We start from the raw sequence: 16,196 nt of genomic DNA, 5'->3' as shown, positions 1-16,196 counted from the left end.
TGCCTGATAAGGAAGAGGTCCCAGGTTCAAGTCCTGGTAGCCCCACCATGGATTACCTGCGCGAAGGCCGCTCCCCATGATCGGGAAGCGGCCTTTTTGATCTTCGCGGCTAGCTCTCGCCGGCGGTGCGTGGCTGTGACTATGTGGCCGAGGGACGGCTGGCTATAGCTTCGGCGGGTGCCGGCCAAGACGGCGAATTGCGTCCGGCGCTGGCGGGCGGCCGAGCGCCGGTGATCGGGGGTGCCACCGCTCCGGTGGAGGGTTTGGGATGTAGGTCGGGTATCGAGACCGCCCTTGACAAGGTTTTGCCGATGTCGGGGTTGAACACCTCCGGCTCGCGGTACGGCTCGTTTGTGGCGTACGCGCCGAAGCGGCTCATATGGGCGCGCAGGTACGGGCGGCGATCTGGCCGAGTTCGGCGCCACGGGGTGAAGACGCCATGACGCCGGGCTCGTCGATGCTCAAAGCCCTAATCCTTCAGTAGGGGGGTTTATACGAGCTTTGCACTCTTTGAAGCGATTAATGCCTCTCTGTCGATAGATTGCGTGCGAAGCGGTCCAGGCCCAGGAATTTGCGAGGGCAGTGGATGAGAGACCTTTTACACCGTCATTCGATCCAGGCGCGCTTCACGATGCTCGCGGCGGTCGCGTCTCTGCTCCTCACCACCCTGATGGGCATCGGGTTCGACCTCGCCGTTCGCAACCAGGTTCAGAACCGCGTCTTCAGTCAGACGCAGGAGGCCGCGACCGAATGGATCGCCTTGATGAGAACGGGCGAGAGGCTGCCCCCGCCCCCCGACACGCCCGTGGACGTGCTCCAGCTCGTCAACTCCCGCGGGCAGGTGATCGCGGCGAGTGCCGGAGTCACGGGATCGCCCCCGCTGACCACTGTCCGGCCACCGGCCGACAGGCCGATCGTCCATCTGACCGACTGCCCGGGCGACGGCTGCCACCTGATCACCGCGGTCCGTATCCCGCCACAGGTCTACCCGCGGGTCGCAGCGGGCCAGCCTGACTTCGTGTACGCAGGCATGGAACCACCCCCCATCCTGGCGACCCACGTGCTGGACATCTCGACGTTGGTGCTGGGCATACTGGTCGTCCTGGTCACGACATGGCTGACCTGGATCCTCATCGGCCGGACGCTGCGTCCCGTGGAACTGATCCGGGCGAGGATGTCGGAGATCAGCGTGACGAACCTGAGCTTGCGCGTTCCTGAGTCCCGGAGTGACGACGAGATCGGACGGCTCGCCCGTACCGCCAACCAGACGCTTACCCGGCTCGAAGGGGCGATGGAGCAGCAGCGCCGGTTCGCGCACATCGTCTCGCACGAGCTCAAGACCCCCCTGGCCGGACTGCGGACGCAGATGGAGGAAGCGCTGCTGTATCCGAACGACGTCGATCCGCGTGAAGCGATCAGAACAGGGCTTCGCGCCGCCGACCGGCTCCAGGAGCTGATCGACGACATGCTGGCGTACGCCCAGATCAAGACGACTCCCGCGCCCTTTGAACCGCTCGACCTCGGCGCCCTGGTGAAAGAGGAGATGATCACGACGGCCAGGCCCGTGCCGGTGTCCACCCACGTGTGCGGCGAGGTGAAGGTGCTTGGCAACCGGTTGCAGCTGGCAGCCGTCCTGAACAACCTCGTTGTCAACGCGCAGCGGCACGCGAAGACGGCCGTCGAGGTCACCGTACAGTGCGCTGCCGGCGCAGCCGTCGTGACGGTGGTCGACGACGGAAAGGGCATCGCGCCCGAAGACCGCGAACGCGTTTTCCACCCCTTCGTCCGCCTCAGTGAGGGACGACGCAGAGACCCTCAGGGCAGCGGCCTCGGGCTGGCCATCTCCCGTTCGATCGTCGCCGCCCACAACGGAACACTGAAGATCGAGGACTCGCCGCAGGGCGCACGGTTCGTCCTCCGCCTGCCTCCGCTGGAGGCCGACAGGCTCGCATCGGCGGGGCCGTACGTGACCGCGGTGTGATTCCCATTCCCACCGGCCGCGCAGGTGCACCGTGCCGTAGACGCCTCCGGGCCCGTGAACCAGGAAGACCTCGCAGGAAGGGATCCGGCGAGGTCTTCACGGTGGTGCGGACCGTCGATCAGAACGACTCACGAAGACGAGTTCCCCTCAGTTGAAGGGGTTGTCGTAAGTCGCGGTTTTGGTGCGCTCGCGGTAGACGTTGTTGTTGAAATCCGAGCCCACCAAGGTGAGGGCCACATTCACGACCGTGCTGCCGTTGTCCCCCTCTGCGGCCAGTGCCGTCGCGGTGTAGAAGCTCGGACAAAGAGCCGTCGACGAGCCGCCGCTCCAGAACAGCGAGTCCTTGTGCACGCCGTTGACGAACACCTTGACGTGCGGCGCGACGAAGCTGGATACGCGGCACAGCTCCAGGTTGTACGCGTACTTCATGTTCCCGTCGTCGAACTGCATCGTCCCGTCCACCCTGGCCAGGAGTTGGGTACCCGTCGGACCGCCGTACACGGCCATCGACACGGGGATGGGGGCGCCGTAGGCCGCGTGTGCCGGCGTGAGCGGCAGGAGAGCCGCGACGGCCATCAGAAGAGCGACGGCCAGGGACCTCGTCGCGTGAAGCCGCCGAGTACTTGATCGCAATTCGCAACCTCCTTCGCCTTGACGGCGACAAATGCCGCGCGTCGGGTATTCGCCTACCGCGGAACTCGGAGCGGTCCGCACCGGGAGATTATTGTCGGCCGCCGGGGGCTGTCTAATGTGAGCACTTGCCACGGAAGATCGCGGGCCCCGCGCATCCCAAAAGGTAAGACGACATTTATCCACGGCGCCCTTGAGCAATTTTATTGCGGCGGTCTATTCGAACAGATCGCTGACCTAATGGATGGCGCTCTCCCGGCTCTCCTTGTCGTCGTGCGTGTAGATCGCCACCGTTCGTTGGGCGGGGTGTGTAGAAGTGGTGCAAATAGCGTGAAACTCCTGCTTGATCTGTAGCGGCTCACGCAGGACGGCCGGGACACTCCACCCGTGCCGATGTCTCATCTGAAGTCCGTCCGCTGGTCCAGGTGGCCCGTCCTCATGGCCACCTTCGGATGGATCTTCCTGGCCGCCGCCAGCTACCTGCAGATCCCGCTCTACCGGCAGATGTGGTTCTTCAGCTGGCTGGTCATCGCGTTCGGCTGGGTATGGGCCTGCCTCTGGAGCTTCACCGCGGTCATCTCGCACCTCTCGGTCCAGGCGTACGCGCGAGCGACGGTCGCATTGATCATCGCTGTGGCGCTTGGGGCGGTCATCTGGAGAGTCGATTGGCGAACCACGTTCATCGACAGCACGCTGCGACTTCACCAGGGGAGCTTCGCGGAGCTCGCCGCTGCCTATCGGGAGGGGAGGCCGCTCGACCCTCCCTGGTGGATGAAGTACCTATCGGTCGACGGAGAGGTCCAGGCGCAGAACGACGGACTCTATCTGCCGATCTACGTGGATGAATGGAGATCGGAGTACGGGGCGGGTGTCGCTTACTTTCCGAGCCGGCCCGGCGACGACTCCCTGATCCAGACTGCCGACGGGGGCGTGGGCCGAGCCACCCGCGATCTGGGGAACGGCTGGTGGTGGGTGGAGTAAGCCTCAGAGCTGGGGCTTTCCGTTCCCGGACAAGAGCATCATTGCGCTTGACCGCGCTCGCGAGTGAAGTGGGCGAGGTGGAGTGCCCAGATCGCGACGGTGAGGGCCAGCAGCCGTAACAGGTTGCCGCGGTGCCAGAGCCGGAGCAGCCGGCGGACCTCCGTCGCGCTCAGCGGTTCATTGCTCCGCAGCAGTCGGAGATTGACGGTTCGTACGAGGTAAGCCGTCAACGCCGTCGCCGCTGTCGTGCTCACCGCTGCCGTGATGATGACACGTCTGTCACTACCGGATCGCCAACGGTCGACCAGAGTGGCCGCGGTGGCCGCGAGTGTCACGGGTGCTACCGGGAGGTAGTAGCGCAGCGGGCTTCCGGCACCCAGAAGCTTCGGCGCCCGGTCCGATCGAGCGTCCGCCAGCAGTTGAGGCATGTCGACCATCGCCTCGTAGACATTGCCGAAGAACCAGTGGACTTGGCCCAGCCGGGCAACCGTGGCCCACACGGCTCGCGATCGCATGCCCTGCTTACCCGAATGCTTCCGCATGCCAGCAGCATCCCAGACCTCGACGACCGATACCGGCGGAGTAGGCGCTTCTCCGGACGGGGCGGTCACTCCGAGCCGCGGGGGAACTGCGAGCAGCGGAAGGAGCCGATGCTCCGGGCGCCTGACTGCGTGATGACCACCGTGATCGCGTCCGGGTCGATGTCCGTACGTGCGGCCAGGGCGCTCGCCGCCGTACACGTGAGCTGCCCGATCCACAGGATGGAGCGAGTGCCCTGCGGCATCGCCATTGGTTTGGGAGGCGGCAGCGAGATGCGTACCTTCGCCTGGCCCGCCGTGACCTTGGTCGGTGTGTAGACGGGCTGCAGCTCGCTGCCGATCCCCCTCGCGCGCTCGGCGGCGGTGGGCCCGTCGATCAGCAGGTCGAGCGTCTCCTTGAGCGGGGGCCACGGGATGGGACGGGTCACGACCCGCAGATGGGAGCCCGACACGAAATACAGCCGGGTGCTGGGACGGAAGCCGATCGCCGGCTCGCCCCCGTCCGTGACGTCCGTCGGAGTGATGCCGCATCCCGCCAGCAGGAGCACCGCCATCGCCGCCAGTGCCCGGCGCGTTCCGGTCATGTGCCCTCCTCCCCGCCACGGGGCAGGGACAGCGTGAACACCGCTCCGCCGCCCGGCCGGTTGGCCACCTCGATGACGCCGCCGTGCAGGCGGGCGTTCTCGTCGGCGATGGCCAGGCCGAGCCCGCTGCCCTCCGATCTCACCCGCGCCGTGTCCGCCTTGTAGAAACGGTCGAAGACGTGGGGGAGGATCCGCGGGTCCAGCCCTTCGCCTCTGTCCTCGACCTCGACGACGACGCTCTCTCCTGGATCCCTGAGTCGCACCGTGACCGGAGGAGCTCCGTGGTCGAGCGCGTTTCCCACGAGGTTGGCGACGATCACGTCGAAGCGGCGGGGGTCGAGCCTCACCCGGATACCCTGCGGCAGGTCCAGGTCGACCCGGTCGGTCCAGCCACGGGTGCGCAGGCAGGCGCGGACGGCGTCCGCCGCGTCGACGTCGTTGAGGATCAGCGTGGCCGCGCCCGCGTCGAACCGTGAGATCTCCATGAGGTCCTCGACGAGCCGCACCAGCCGTCCGACCTCGAGGTTCATCAGGCGGGCCGCCTTCGCGAGATCGCTTTCGAGGCGACCGGCCTCCTCCTCGAACATGTCCGCCATCACCAGGATGGAGGCCAGGGGAGTGCGGAGCTCGTGGGACACGTCGGCGACGAACCTGCGAGCCTTGACCTCCATGCCGCGCAGTTCCGAGACGTTCGTCTCCAGGGCGGCGGCCGTGGCGTTGAAGGTGTTCACCAGCCTGGCCAGCTCGTCGCTGCCGCTCGCCGCGAGGCGCGTGTCCAGCTCGCCCGTGCCGAGCCTGCGCGCGGCCCGGTCGAGATCGCGTACGGGACGCAGCACCCCGCGCGCGGCGACCAGGGCGAGCACCACGGCCAGTACCACAACGGGGATCACACCGTGTTGTGCCGCGGTGACCAGCGCCGCCTCGTCCCCTTCCTCCTTGGTGAGCGGCGTCACCAGGTAGACCTCCACGCCGGACGGAGCCGACTTCTTACCCAGCATCACCGGCGTGCCGACCACCAGGTACGGCGTGCCGGACCTGATCACCCGCTGGTAGAAGAGCCGGTTCCGCTCGGCGACGGTGCGGCGCATCTGTGGGGTGACGGCGCCGGTGTCGTCCCGGGAGGCGATCAGTCCCGAGTCGCGGTAGGCCGCGGCGCCGGTCGCCTCCAGGAACGACGGCGCCACCCGGTTGGCCAGCTGTTGCAGGGCCGCGCGGTCGGGCGGATGCTGCATGTTCTCGGTGAGGGTCGCCACGCGCAGCCGGAAGTCGTTGACGACCGACCATTCCGTGCGCGTGAGCATGAGGTCGCGCGCCTGACGGTAGATCAGCCCGGCGGCGGTGAGCGCGCTGAGCCCGGCGAGCAGCACGAAGACGATCACCAGGCGCGCTCGCAGCCCTCGCACCCAGATCGGGAGCCGGAGCCGCCGTACGGCAGGCGGGCCCGCCCGGTTCACAGAGGCCCGAACCGGTACCCGAACCCGCGTACGGTCTGCACGTAACGAGGCCTGGCGGGGACGTCTTCGATCTTCGTGCGCAACCGCTGCACGCACGCGTCGACCAGGCGTGAGTCGCCGAGGAAGTCCAGCTCCCACACCGATTCCAGCAACTGCTGGCGGCTGAACACCTGGCTGTACGCCGCGGACAGCTCCAGCAGGAGCCGTAGCTCCATCGGCGGCAGCGTGAGCGGGATCCCGGCCTTGGACACGGTGAGCGAGCCACGATCGATGACCAGGTCGCCGTGGGTCTCCTGGACGGTGACCGCCGAGGCCGCGGGGCCGACGCGGCGCAGGACCGCGCGGATCCTGGCTTCCAGCACGCGCGGGCGCACCGGCTTGACGACGTAGTCGTCGGCCCCCGCCTCAAGCCCGCTCACCACATCGAGATCATCGCCACGGGCTGTGAGCATGACGATGGGGGTTGGGCCGCCCGCCCGGATCCGGCGGCACACCTCGAACCCGTCGAGTCCTGGAAGCATCAGGTCGAGCACGACGATGTCGGCGGGAGCCTCCAGCAGCCGCCTGAGGCCGTCCTCGCCCGTCCTGGCCACGTCGACGTCGTGCCCGTGCCGGCCGAGTGAGAGGCGTAAACCCTCCCGTACGGACGGGTCGTCCTCGATCAGCATCACTCTGGCCACCGGTCAATTATCCGGTGGCCCCGGGCGGCTTACCCGCAAATAGGACATCCATTACACGCTCATGACATTCCGGTCATGGTCAGCGGACATTCCGCTGCCACCATCGAGCCCGTTCCCGACCGGTCACGTCTGTGTCCGGTGGCGCGTCGGCGGAGCCTCTCCGCCCTCGCCACCGCTGAGGAGGATGTATGCGATTTGCCCGTACCGCACTGGCCGCGGCGGCTTTCAGCGTCGCCACGCTGACCGCTGCCGGACCGGCCATGGCCGGCGACACGCCCCAGGCCACGCCCAAGCCGGCACCCACCCAGCAGGCCGCCCGCCCGAGTGCCGCGCCCAAGCCGACACCCACCCAGCAGGCCGCCCGCCCGAGTGCCGCGCCGGTGCCGGCCGGTACCCGTACCGAGAACCCTCGGCAGGTCAGGGACGTGCCGAGGGGCGCTCCTGAGACCGGCGGCGGCCCCGGCACGAGCCCTCTGCTGCCGCTCGGCGGTGCCCTTCTCGCCGCGGGGGCCGGGACGGGAGTGCTGGTGCTGCGCCGTCGTGCGAGCGACCAAGCCTGACATGCCGGGAGTAAGACGAGGTGGCCGCCATGCCCTGGGCGTGGCGGCCGCCGCCGCGGTCCTGGCGGGGACCGTACTGGTCGGCCGCGGCCTGCTGCCGCCGGAAGGCCCCCCGTCCCCGGACGGCCCGCCGCCGCGTCCAGCCTCCATCCCCTCTCACGCCATCGATCCCGTTCTCGTACGGTCCGAACCCGAGCGCCTGGACATACCGAAGATCGGCGTCCACGTGTCCCTCGGCAGGCTCGGCCTCAAGCCGGACGGAACGGTGCAGATCCCGCCGGTCGAGCACCCCGAGCAGGCGGGCTGGTACGAGAACGGGGCCACTCCCGGGGAGCGCGGGGCAGCGGTGATCCTCGGCCACGTCGACGGAGGAGGCCGGAAGGGCGTCTTCTACGACCTCGGACGCCTGCGCGCCGGCAACCCCATGTCCGTGACCCGCGTGGACGGCACGGTGGCCCGGTTCGTGGTGGAGTCGGTCGAACTGGTCGCCAAGAACAGGTTCCCCAGCCGGCGCGTGTACGGCCCGCTCGACCACGCGGGCCTCCGCCTGGTGACCTGCGGCGGCACCTTCGACCAGCGGACCGGCCACTACACGAGCAACGTGATCGTCTACGCCCGGCTGACCTGAACCGACCCCGCGTGATTGTCGGTGCTCTACGGCAGTATGGCCGGGTGGGACAGTTGCCGGCGCGGTCGATGTGGGGAGTCGCATGAGGGACTCAGAGGTGGCGGCCTATCTGGCCCGGATCGGCGCGGCGCGGCCGGAGCGTCCCGACGCCGAGGCGCTGCGGCGGTTGCAGCGCGCGCATCTGCTCGCGGTGCCGTTCGAGAACCTCAGCATTCACCTGGGCGAGCCGATCGTGCTCGACGAGCGGGCGCTCGTCGAGAAGGTCGTCGAGCGCCGCAGGGGCGGGTTCTGCTACGAACTCAACGGCGCGTTCGGCGCGCTGCTCAGTGCGCTCGGCTACGAGGTGACGCTGCTGTCCGCCCGGGTCTTCGACGGCGATCGGGCGGGGCCGCCGTTCGACCATCTCGCCCTGCGGGTCGACCTGGACGAGCCGTGGCTGGTCGACGTCGGTTTCGGGAAGTTCAGCCTGCACCCGCTGCGCCTGGACGCGAGGGACGACCAGCACGATCCCGGCGGAGTGTTCCGGATCACCGAGAACGGCCAGCACGGGGACGTCGATGTCATGCTGGACGGCAGGCCCGAGTACCGGCTGGACCCTCGGCCGTACGAGCTGGGCGACTTCGTCCCGACCTGCTGGTGGCAGCAGACCTCGCCGCTGTCCCACTTCACCCGGTCGCTGACGTGTTCGCTGACCACCGAGTCCGGCCGGGTCACCCTGAGCGGCACCAAGCTGATCAACACCGTCGGCGGCGAGCGCCGCGAGTTCGTACTGGACGGCGACGCCGACGTCCTCGACGCTTATCGCACCTACTTCGGCATCACCCTCGACCGGGTGCCCACCGTGGCCTGAGCGCTCAGGCATCGTCCGGCTGCGCGGGCGGTGGCCGCACCGGGCGGGCGGCCATGGTCCTGAGCAGGTCGGCGAGCTGGCGGGCGTTGGTCTGGGCGTAGTCGCGGTAGCAGTTGTTCATCAGCACATGCGTGCTGGTGGTCTCCCCGGCGAGCTCGCGCAGTTTCGGCGTCCACTCGTTCAGCTCCTCCGGGGAGTAGAGGTAGCCGAACCGCTGGTAGATGTCCTGGCTCGTCCACTTCTCGCTGCGGCCGTGGAACCGCACGATCGCAAGGTCGGACGTGGCCGCGACGACCGGAGGGATCGAGCACGGGTACCCCTGGGGCATGTCGAGGCAGACGTACGGGATGGCGTACGAGCGCAGGAAATCGAGGGTCTCGGCCTGGTTCTCCTCGGTCATCCACGTACGGTTCCGGAACTCGACCGAGATCCTCAGCGGCTCGCAGCGTCGCTTGCACTCAAGGATGTAGTGCTTGTTGCGCTTGCTGATCGGGAACCAGCGCGGGAACTGGAACAGCACCGCCCCGAACCTGTCCGCCTCCCAGAGGGGCATCAGCGCGGACACGAAGCGCTCCCACACCTGTTCGACCACGGCCGGATCCAGGTCCCGCACGTAGAGGTTCTTCTTGCCGGGCGCCATCTCGACCCGCAGGTCCTTCGGCAGCGCGGCGGGACGGGTCGGATGGCAGGTCAGCAGTGAGAACGCCTTCACGTCGAAGGTGAAGCTTTGAGGTGTCCGCTCCGCCCACAGCCGCGCCGTCTCCTCGGTGGGCGTCGCGTAGTAGGTCGAATCGACCTCCACGAGCGGGAAGACGCGCGCGTAGTACCGCAGCCGCTCCTCGGGCGTCGTGACGTCCGGCGGGTACCAGCCGGACCGCAGGAGGGTCTTGTCCGTCCACGACGCCGTGCCGACCAGGATCTCCCCCATCGGTGGCCGCCGTTATCGGGTTCCGTGTCCCGTCCGGCGGCCGAGGACGTGGTAGGTCTCGCCGCGCGTGATGTACCTGACCTGGCCGGACAGCCCCAGGCGGTTGACGTGGTGGCGGAAGTCGTCCAGCCCAGAGGAGAACGCCTCGTAGTCGTCGTAGTGGACGGGCAGGGTGTAGTTCGGGTTGATCAGCTCCACCCAGTGGGCGCCCTGCATGCCGTCCATGGTCACCAGGAGCGCCCCGAGCAGCTTCGTGCCGCCCAGGTGGACGATCGCGAGGTCGATCTCCGGGAACCGCTTGGGGATCGCCGCCAGGCATTCGTCGAGCAGCGTGTCCCCGCTGATGTGGAGACGAAGGTTCACATCGCCGTCGTGGCCGAACTCCAGCATGCTTCCCATGACGGGAGGCAGCAGCTTCTCGGCGATCCCCGGCGCGTGGCGGCCCGGCAGAGAGGTGATCTTCAGCGTGCTGTCCCCCCGGCGCAGGCGCCGGTCCTGCCAGGTCTCCAGGCTGACCGCGTTGTTGAACCCCTGCCGCCTGAGCCGCTCGGCGGCGTGCGGGGTGGTGATGATCGGCAGGCTCGGGTCCAGCCCCTCGCGCGCCACCCGATCCCAGTGGTCGCCGTGCATGTGGGACAGCACGACGGCGTCGATGTCCGGAAGCTGGCTGATCTCCATCGCCGGATTGGTGCGGCGGCGGGTGCTGATGCCCCAGCCGAGGTAGGCACGCTGGCCGCGATGGAGGAAGTTAGGATCCGTCAGCAGGGTGAAGCCATGAGAGCGAATCAGCGTGGTGGCGTTTCCGATGAAGAAGACACTCGCTTCTGCTGCGTCGGGCATCTCAATCCCCCCGTCTCCTGTTATTTCAGGTTAAGCACACGGGAGGTCACCGCCTCGGCTCGGGGGCGGCCCAGGGCCCGACCTGCGTAAAGGGTTCATTCCGCCGGCCCGTACGGCAGGCCCACGTAGTTCTCCGCCAGCGTCGTCGCCGCGGCCTCCGAGGACGTCACATAGTCAAGGTAGGAGAGCTGCAGCCGGTGACCGTACGCGTCGACCGACTCCAAGGTGTGCAGAAGGGTCGTCATCCACCAGGAGAAGTGCTGCGCCCGCCACACCCGCTTCAGGCACGCCTCCGAGTAGCCGTCCAGCAGCTCGCCCGACCCGGTCTCGTACCAATGGGCGAGCGCCCTGGTCAGCAGGCGCACGTCCGCCACCGCCAGGTTGAGGCCCTTGGCCCCCGTCGGGGGCACGATGTGGGCGGCGTCCCCGGCCAGGTACAGCCGGCCGTACTGCATGGGCTCGGCCACGAAGCTCCGCATGGGCGTGACTCCCCTGTCGATGATCTCCCCCGTGGCGAGGACGAAGCCGGGGACCGTCTCCAGCCGCGCCTTCAGCTCCGCCCAGATGCGGTCGTCCGGCCAGTCCGCGATGTCCTCGTCGGCCGCGACCTGCAGGTAGAACCTGCTGATCTCGGGGGAGCGCATGCTGTGCAGGGCGAACCCGCGCTCCGTCCGCGCGTAGATCAGCTCCTCGGCCGACGGCCTGACCCGGGCCAGGATGCCGAGCCACGCGAACGGGTACTCACGCTCGTACTCCGTGAGCACCCCCGCGGGGATCGACGGCCGCGACACGCCGTGGAAGCCGTCGCAGCCCGCGATGAAGTCGCAGTCGAGCCGCTCGCCGCCGAAGGTGATGTACGGCCGCTCGGTGCCGATCGCGTGCAGGGCCACGTCGTCCACCTCGAAGCGGAGATCTCCGCCGTCGGCGAGACGGGCGGCGATCAGGTCCTTGACGACCTCCTGCTGGCCGTAGACCGTTATGGCCCGTCCAGGGACGAGCTTCTCGAAGGCGATGCGGTGCCCGGTGCCGCCGTATCTCAGCTCGATCCCCTGGTGGGGAAGGCCCTCCCGCAGCAGCCTGTCCCCCACGGCCGCCCCGACGAGGGTGTCGACCGTTTCCTGCTCCAGCACGCCGGCCCGTACGCGGCGCTCGGCGTGGTCGCGGCTGCGCAGCTCCAGCACCACCGAGTCGATGCCCCGCAGGTGCAGGAGATGGGACAACAGGAGGCCTGCCGGACCTGCCCCGACGATTCCGACCTGAGTTCGCATAGGAGGAGCATCCTGCGGCAAGGACCCTCTGTACGAGCTTCGCGTTCCACTGAGCGGAAGTCGAGGCACAATATCCACAGCATGTGGACAAGGAGGAGGTGTGGTGGCCGGCGGCTCTCGCGATCCCGGGCGATCAGTGACATCCCGGGTGCTGGCCATCCTCGGCGCCTTCGACACCGATCACCCACGGCTGACCCTGACCGACATCTCCCGCCGCAGCGGCGTCTCGCTCACCACGGCCCACCGGCTGGTGCGCGAGCTCGCGGCCTCGCGGGCGCTGAGCCGCGACGACGATGGCCGCTTCCACATCGGCCTGCGAATCTGGGAGCTCGGCCAGCTCGCCCCCCGCCGCCTGCTGGAGGTCGCGCACCCTTGGCTGCAGGAGCTGTTCGGCGGCACGGGGGAGAACGTCCACCTGGCCGTCCGCGACGGGCTTGAGGTGCTTTACGTGGACAAGGTGTACGGGCGGCGGGCCGTGCCGATCGTCTCCCGCACGGGCGGCCGGCTGCCGATGCACCCCACCGGGGTGGGCAAGGTGCTCCTGGCGTACGAGACCGAGTGGTTCATCACCTCCTACCTCGCGAGGAAGCTGGAGAGGCCGACCCGGCACACCGTCACCGAGCCGGGAAGGCTCGCGCGCGAGCTCGCGTCCGTACGCGCCCAGGGCTACGCGTTCACCTACGAGGAGATGACGCTCGGGTCGTGCTCGGCCGCCGCGCCGATCATCGTGGACGGCCTGCCGATCGCCGCCCTCGGTGTCGTCCTGTCCTCCCGGCGGGCGCGGGAGCTGCCCCGGCTCGTCGAGCCACTGCTCGCCTGCGCCCAGCAGATCGCCCGCGCGTACGGCCGCGCCTCTTGATCTTCGGGAAGATCAGTCGACCGAGAACAGCTCGCGCAGGTGGCGGAGCTGGATCTGGCGCTGGCGGCTCCCGCCGCCCTCATGGCCGTTCCAGGGCCACACCGTGATCTCCTTGGGCCCGGCCCAGTGGTTGTGGGCGGCGAAGACGGTCGACGGCGGGCAGATCCAGTCCATCAGCGCGACCGAGTACAGCGCGGGCACCCGGCCCCGGGCGGCGAAGTTCAGCCCGTCGAAGTACGACAGCGTGCGGAACACCCGCTCCTCGCTGTCGCGCTGGGTGGACAGGAAACGCACGATCTCCTGGTAGGGGTCGCGGTCGGTGATCTCTACTGCCCTGCGGAAGTGCGTCAGGAACGGCACGTCGATCAGCGCGGCCTTGACGTTCGGGTGCAGGGCCGCTGCGGCCTGGGCGATGCCGCCGCCCTGGCTGGCTCCGGAGACCGCGATCCTGTCGGCGTCCACCGCCGGGTGAGCCGCCGCCGCGTCCACCGCGCGGACGGCGTCGGTGAAGACCCGCCGGTAGTAGTACTGCTCGGGGTCGGTGATCCCCCGGGTCATCATGCCCGGCGCCTGGGCGAAGTCGCCGCCGTTCGGGTCGCCGGTGCCACCGGGGCTCCCCGGGTTGGCCCCGCCCTGGCCTCGGGTGTCGACGACGAGCGTCGCGAATCCGGCGGACGGCCAGACCAGGTGGTCGATCGGGAGCCCCCGGCCCATGCCGTAGCCGATGTACTGCACCACGCACGGCAGCCCGGCGGCACCCGCGGGGGCCAGCATCCAGGCACGGATGGGATGCCCTCCCCACCCGGCGAAGGTCGTGTCCTGGACCTGGACCCCGGTCAGCGCGGCGTCGTGGGCGGCGAACTCCGGCGCGACGGCATGGCCGGCCGCCTCGTCGAGGGTCTGCTTCCAGAACGCGTCGAAATCCGCTGGTTCGTCGCGCTCTGGGCGGTAGTCGCGGAGGCTTGCCAGCGGAAGGTCGAACAGGGTCATTGACTTCTCCACGCGTGTCGAGGTCGCCGGTTTGCTGGACGCGCCGTTCGTTGCGTGCGGGTGCGCCGCGAATCGCATGCTATCGACGGGTTTCCGCCCGGTCGATGGGCGTTCATACCTGACAGGAGACGTCAGCCTTGGGGAGCAGGATGGCACGCGTACACCACCAAGGGAGGCTGCTGTGCCACGCGCGAACGGCGATTTCGACATCGACAGCTGGGAACCGGAGACGTTCGACGAGCGCGAGGGCGCGACGCTCGCCCGCGTACACGTGACCAAGACGTTCCACGGCGACCTGGAAGGCACCAGCACGACCGACATCATCACCGCGATGGCGCAGGTCGAGGACTCTGCGGCGTACGTGGGGTTCGAGCGCTTCACCGGTAGCGTCCAGGGGCGGAAGGGAAGCTTCGTGCTCCACCACACCGCTTCTGGCTCCGGCGGCGAACGGTCGCTGAGCTGGACCATCCTGCCCGACTCAGGCACCGGTGAGCTGGTGGGGATCCACGGCGGGGGACAGATCGTCCCCGAGGACGGCAAGCACTTCTTCCACCTGGACTACGAGCTGGGCTGAGCGCTGGACTACGAGCTGGGCTGAGCGCTGGACTGCAAGCTGGACTAAGCGCCGGACTGCGAGCTGGACTGGGCGTGTCCGCGTACGGCCGGCTCTGGTCGGGTCGCCAGTCCCACCAGAGCCGGCCGTCCAGCCCGCCCCGACCGCCGGCGCGCGACTCTCCGCCAGCGCGCGCGCCGACCGTCAGGCTCGATCCGTGTGCGGGTTCACGTCAGAAACGCCGCGGGGTACGTCGCCTGCGTCAGCTCGCGTCGGCGCAGATCACGTACACGCTGATCCCGACCGTGGCGTAGTTGTTCTGCCGGCCGAGGCCGACCCAGCCGCCGGCGTCGTCGGTCGGGAAGGAACCGACCAGGATGGCGTCGTTGCCCTGCGCCTCGGCGCCGCCGCCGATCGCCCGCTTGCCGCTCGGGCACCGGATCGTGCGCCGGGCGAAGTTGGCGACGTTGGCGTTGGGCAGCTTGAGGACCTGGTAACCGCGGAAGTCCGCGGCGGCACCGGGACCTGCCGGCGTGGAGTCCGCGTACGACGCCGGCACCGCCACCGCCGCCACACCCGCGCCGCTGACCACCGCGGTCAGCGCGAGAGCCGTAAGCCACTTGGCTTGCATCTGTTCTCCTTGGATAGTCCCCCGTCCACCCGAGGCGAGCCCCCGGGCGGGTTCCCGGCAGTCGTTCTACCGGAGCGGGAATTGCTCACTTCGTCACACACAGTAATCATCCACAACTCTGAGTGTCCATTCTGTGGTGCGCGGCCGTGTCGTAGCGCTTAGGAGAGACCCGCCCAAGCCTTTCGGTCATGTCCCCACCTGGGCATGGGCGGTCAGGAGCGCAGGTACAGTCCGGCGAGGCTGGGCATGGCCGGTCAGGAGCGCAGGTACAGCCCGGCGAGCTCGCGTGCCGTCGCCTCCAGGCGTCCGCGCAGCTCGTACGGCTTGAGCACCTCGACCAGCGCGCCCAGTTTCATGAACTCGGTCTGGGCGTGGTCGAGGGACTCGATCGGGACCACGGCCGTCACCCAGCCGTCCTCGTCCGGGGCGGTGGAGGTCTCGTGCACGGCGTCCATCACGGCGGTGCTCATCAGCTCGCCCATGCGCCGCAGGCCGGGCGGCGACAGCCGTACGGTCGCCTCGCCCTGGTAGAGCCGGGTGCGGAACTCCGCCAGGAAGGACCGCCAGTAGGCGGCGAGGTCGAAGTCCGCGGGCCGTTCGAAGGTCCTGTCCAGCACGGTCAGATTGAGCACCTGGTGCACGCGGTACGTGCGCACGTGCTCGCCGCCGCGCGCGACGAGGTACCACTTCCCGCCCTTGAGCACGACGGCGTACGGCTCCAGGATCCGCGTGACCTCCGTCGGCTCCTTCCACCGGCGGTAGCACACCTGGATCACGCGCTCGTTCCACACCGCGTCGGCGATCGGGGCGAGATGTGGTGACTGGTCGCCGTCGTAGTACCAGCCGTGGGCGTCGAGGTGGAACCGCTCCTGGATGCGGGCCGCGCGCTCGCGCAACTCGGCCGGGAGCGCCGCCTGGAGCTTGAGCTGGGCCGCGGTCACCACCGCCCCGAGACCGAGCTCGGCCGCGGGCCCCGGCATCCCAGCCAGGAACAGCGCCTCGGCCTCGTCGCTGGTCAGCCCGGTCAGGCGGGTGCGGTAGCCGTTCAGCAGCTGGTAACCGCCCGCCGGACCCGCGTCGCCGTACAGGGGAACGCCCGCCGCGTGCAGGGACTCGACGTCGCGGTAGATGGTCCGCACGGAGACCTCAAGGGTCTCCGCGAGCTGGCGCGCGGTCAGCCGGCCCCGGGTTTGCAGGAGAAGAAGGATGGACAGCAGCCGACTCGCGCGCATATCGCTGA

The 16,196-nt window shown here is 68.9% G+C and carries 18 protein-coding genes; 7 read left to right on the top strand and 11 right to left on the bottom strand.

The window, feature by feature from the left end:
* Positions 1–586: 586 nt before the first annotated feature.
* The gene (locus ACOZ38_RS45220; protein ID WP_424536933.1) at positions 587–1,981 is read left to right on the top strand and encodes a sensor histidine kinase; all 1,395 of its coding nucleotides are present in this window, start codon (positions 587–589) and stop codon (positions 1,979–1,981) included.
* 147 nt (positions 1,982–2,128) lie between these two features.
* Here ACOZ38_RS45220 and ACOZ38_RS45215 read toward each other — a convergent pair whose 3' ends face one another.
* Positions 2,129–2,614: a hypothetical protein gene (locus tag ACOZ38_RS45215; RefSeq protein WP_424536932.1), complete on the bottom strand. Its 486-nt coding sequence runs from the start codon at positions 2,612–2,614 to the stop codon at positions 2,129–2,131.
* A 384-nt stretch (positions 2,615–2,998) separates the two neighbouring features.
* Here ACOZ38_RS45215 and ACOZ38_RS45210 point away from each other — a divergent pair, with 384 nt between their 5' ends.
* Positions 2,999–3,592 (top strand): hypothetical protein, encoded by a 594-nt coding sequence (locus tag ACOZ38_RS45210; protein ID WP_424536931.1) that lies wholly within the window; start codon positions 2,999–3,001, stop codon positions 3,590–3,592.
* 38 nt (positions 3,593–3,630) lie between these two features.
* Here the strand turns inward: ACOZ38_RS45210 and ACOZ38_RS45205 are convergent, their stop codons facing one another.
* The 4 genes from ACOZ38_RS45205 to ACOZ38_RS45190 all read right to left on the bottom strand — a co-directional run bounded on the left by ACOZ38_RS45205 (position 3,631) and on the right by ACOZ38_RS45190 (position 6,849).
* Positions 3,631–4,134, bottom strand: coding sequence for an anthrone oxygenase family protein (locus tag ACOZ38_RS45205; protein ID WP_424536930.1), 504 nt, complete (start codon positions 4,132–4,134; stop codon positions 3,631–3,633).
* Between the two features lie 65 nt (positions 4,135–4,199).
* Complete coding sequence (locus ACOZ38_RS45200; RefSeq protein WP_424536929.1) at positions 4,200–4,715, bottom strand: hypothetical protein; 516 nt, start codon at positions 4,713–4,715, stop codon at positions 4,200–4,202.
* Positions 4,712–6,169, bottom strand: a complete 1,458-nt coding sequence (locus ACOZ38_RS45195; protein ID WP_424536928.1) for an ATP-binding protein — start codon at positions 6,167–6,169, stop codon at positions 4,712–4,714. Before ACOZ38_RS45195 ends, ACOZ38_RS45200 begins: the two co-directional genes overlap by 4 nt.
* Entirely contained in the window at positions 6,166–6,849 is a 684-nt protein-coding gene (locus ACOZ38_RS45190) for a response regulator (RefSeq protein WP_424536927.1), read from the bottom strand. The genes ACOZ38_RS45195 and ACOZ38_RS45190 overlap by 4 nt, the downstream gene beginning before the upstream one ends.
* Positions 6,850–7,037: 188 nt before the next feature.
* On the opposite strand from ACOZ38_RS45190, the gene ACOZ38_RS45185 reads away from it, so the two are divergent.
* The 3 genes from ACOZ38_RS45185 (at position 7,038) to ACOZ38_RS45175 (ending at position 8,887) form a co-directional block, all read left to right on the top strand.
* On the top strand, positions 7,038–7,409 hold the full coding sequence (locus tag ACOZ38_RS45185) for a hypothetical protein (protein WP_424536926.1): 372 nt from the start codon (positions 7,038–7,040) through the stop codon (positions 7,407–7,409).
* Between the two features lies 1 nt (position 7,410).
* Positions 7,411–8,037 (top strand): class F sortase, encoded by a 627-nt coding sequence (locus ACOZ38_RS45180; RefSeq protein WP_424536925.1) that lies wholly within the window; start codon positions 7,411–7,413, stop codon positions 8,035–8,037.
* Between the two features lie 82 nt (positions 8,038–8,119).
* Positions 8,120–8,887, top strand: coding sequence for an arylamine N-acetyltransferase family protein (locus tag ACOZ38_RS45175; protein WP_424536924.1), 768 nt, complete (start codon positions 8,120–8,122; stop codon positions 8,885–8,887).
* Between the two features lie 4 nt (positions 8,888–8,891).
* Here the strand turns inward: ACOZ38_RS45175 and ACOZ38_RS45170 are convergent, their stop codons facing one another.
* The 3 genes from ACOZ38_RS45170 to ACOZ38_RS45160 all read right to left on the bottom strand — a co-directional run bounded on the left by ACOZ38_RS45170 (position 8,892) and on the right by ACOZ38_RS45160 (position 11,923).
* On the bottom strand, positions 8,892–9,815 hold the full coding sequence (locus ACOZ38_RS45170; protein ID WP_424536923.1) for a DUF72 domain-containing protein: 924 nt from the start codon (positions 9,813–9,815) through the stop codon (positions 8,892–8,894).
* A 12-nt stretch (positions 9,816–9,827) separates the two neighbouring features.
* Positions 9,828–10,655 (bottom strand): MBL fold metallo-hydrolase, encoded by an 828-nt coding sequence (locus tag ACOZ38_RS45165; protein WP_424536922.1) that lies wholly within the window; start codon positions 10,653–10,655, stop codon positions 9,828–9,830.
* A gap of 95 nt (positions 10,656–10,750) precedes the next feature.
* Positions 10,751–11,923 carry a 4-hydroxybenzoate 3-monooxygenase gene (locus ACOZ38_RS45160; protein ID WP_424536921.1) on the bottom strand — a complete coding sequence of 391 codons (1,173 nt, stop codon included), beginning with the start codon at positions 11,921–11,923 and terminating at the stop codon, positions 10,751–10,753.
* Positions 11,924–12,026: 103 nt separating this feature from the next.
* Between ACOZ38_RS45160 and ACOZ38_RS45155 the strand changes: the two genes are divergently transcribed.
* A complete protein-coding gene (locus tag ACOZ38_RS45155) occupies positions 12,027–12,782 on the top strand; it encodes an IclR family transcriptional regulator (protein WP_424536920.1) in 756 nt (251 codons plus the stop codon).
* 12 nt (positions 12,783–12,794) lie between these two features.
* Here the strand turns inward: ACOZ38_RS45155 and ACOZ38_RS45150 are convergent, their stop codons facing one another.
* On the bottom strand, positions 12,795–13,772 hold the full coding sequence (locus tag ACOZ38_RS45150) for an acetylxylan esterase (protein WP_424536919.1): 978 nt from the start codon (positions 13,770–13,772) through the stop codon (positions 12,795–12,797).
* Between the two features lie 181 nt (positions 13,773–13,953).
* Here ACOZ38_RS45150 and ACOZ38_RS45145 point away from each other — a divergent pair, with 181 nt between their 5' ends.
* The gene (locus tag ACOZ38_RS45145) at positions 13,954–14,346 is read left to right on the top strand and encodes a DUF3224 domain-containing protein (RefSeq protein ID WP_424536918.1); all 393 of its coding nucleotides are present in this window, start codon (positions 13,954–13,956) and stop codon (positions 14,344–14,346) included.
* 241 nt (positions 14,347–14,587) lie between these two features.
* On the opposite strand, the gene ACOZ38_RS45140 is transcribed toward ACOZ38_RS45145, so the two are convergent.
* Both ACOZ38_RS45140 and ACOZ38_RS45135 read right to left on the bottom strand, forming a co-directional pair.
* Complete coding sequence (locus ACOZ38_RS45140) at positions 14,588–14,956, bottom strand: hypothetical protein (RefSeq protein ID WP_405142814.1); 369 nt, start codon at positions 14,954–14,956, stop codon at positions 14,588–14,590.
* 254 nt (positions 14,957–15,210) lie between these two features.
* Positions 15,211–16,188 carry a helix-turn-helix transcriptional regulator gene (locus tag ACOZ38_RS45135; RefSeq protein ID WP_424536917.1) on the bottom strand — a complete coding sequence of 326 codons (978 nt, stop codon included), beginning with the start codon at positions 16,186–16,188 and terminating at the stop codon, positions 15,211–15,213.
* Positions 16,189–16,196 lie beyond the last annotated feature (8 nt).

This window comes from Sphaerisporangium viridialbum, from assembly GCF_049674955.1.
Classification (GTDB): domain Bacteria; phylum Actinomycetota; class Actinomycetes; order Streptosporangiales; family Streptosporangiaceae; genus Sphaerisporangium; species Sphaerisporangium viridialbum.
Note: the sequence above shows the minus strand (reverse complement) of the source record. Positions and strands in the feature narration are given on the sequence as shown.

Coding starts and splice junctions, on each gene's coding strand:
- ACOZ38_RS45220 (WP_424536933.1), top strand. CDS start 587: ATGAGAGACCTTTTACACCGTCATTCGATCCAGGCGCGCTTCACGATG.
- ACOZ38_RS45205 (WP_424536930.1), bottom strand. CDS start 4,134: ATGCGGAAGCATTCGGGTAAGCAGGGCATGCGATCGCGAGCCGTGTGG.
- ACOZ38_RS45200 (WP_424536929.1), bottom strand. CDS start 4,715: ATGACCGGAACGCGCCGGGCACTGGCGGCGATGGCGGTGCTCCTGCTG.
- ACOZ38_RS45185 (WP_424536926.1), top strand. CDS start 7,038: ATGCGATTTGCCCGTACCGCACTGGCCGCGGCGGCTTTCAGCGTCGCC.
- ACOZ38_RS45180 (WP_424536925.1), top strand. CDS start 7,411: ATGCCGGGAGTAAGACGAGGTGGCCGCCATGCCCTGGGCGTGGCGGCC.
- ACOZ38_RS45175 (WP_424536924.1), top strand. CDS start 8,120: ATGAGGGACTCAGAGGTGGCGGCCTATCTGGCCCGGATCGGCGCGGCG.
- ACOZ38_RS45170 (WP_424536923.1), bottom strand. CDS start 9,815: ATGGGGGAGATCCTGGTCGGCACGGCGTCGTGGACGGACAAGACCCTC.
- ACOZ38_RS45165 (WP_424536922.1), bottom strand. CDS start 10,655: ATGCCCGACGCAGCAGAAGCGAGTGTCTTCTTCATCGGAAACGCCACC.
- ACOZ38_RS45160 (WP_424536921.1), bottom strand. CDS start 11,923: ATGCGAACTCAGGTCGGAATCGTCGGGGCAGGTCCGGCAGGCCTCCTG.
- ACOZ38_RS45150 (WP_424536919.1), bottom strand. CDS start 13,772: ATGACCCTGTTCGACCTTCCGCTGGCAAGCCTCCGCGACTACCGCCCA.
- ACOZ38_RS45140 (WP_405142814.1), bottom strand. CDS start 14,956: ATGCAAGCCAAGTGGCTTACGGCTCTCGCGCTGACCGCGGTGGTCAGC.
- ACOZ38_RS45135 (WP_424536917.1), bottom strand. CDS start 16,188: ATGCGCGCGAGTCGGCTGCTGTCCATCCTTCTTCTCCTGCAAACCCGG.